This window comes from Pseudomonas sp. SIMBA_068 (assembly GCF_046534705.1).
Lineage (GTDB): Bacteria > Pseudomonadota > Gammaproteobacteria > Pseudomonadales > Pseudomonadaceae > Aquipseudomonas > Aquipseudomonas putida.
In genome coordinates this window covers 1-252 of sequence record NZ_JAWRYI010001117.1, presented here as the reverse complement: position 1 = coordinate 252, position 252 = coordinate 1, and the positions used below count along the sequence as shown (strand labels likewise).

At 50.0% G+C, this 252-nt stretch carries 1 protein-coding gene; it reads left to right on the top strand.

Features of this window, described 5'->3' with window-relative positions:
• Positions 1–36 precede the first annotated feature (36 nt).
• Positions 37–252: periplasmic heavy metal sensor (locus SB756_RS32965; protein WP_410913621.1), on the top strand; the 216-nt coding region annotated here is incomplete at its 3' end.

Below are 252 nucleotides of genomic sequence, written 5' to 3'. Positions count from 1 at the left end.
AATACCCGAAGTAAGACAACCATCGGAGGATTAACCATGAAACGGAACACGAAAATTGCCCTGGTAATGATGGCGCTTTCAGCAATGGCGATGGGCTCGACATCTGCATTTGCTCACGGCGGACACGGTATGTGGCAGCAAAATGCCGCGCCTTTGACCAGCGAACAACAGACAGCGTGGCAGAAAATCCATAATGACTTTTACGCTCAAAGCAGCGCACTGCAACAGCAACTGGTGACGAAGCGTTATGAA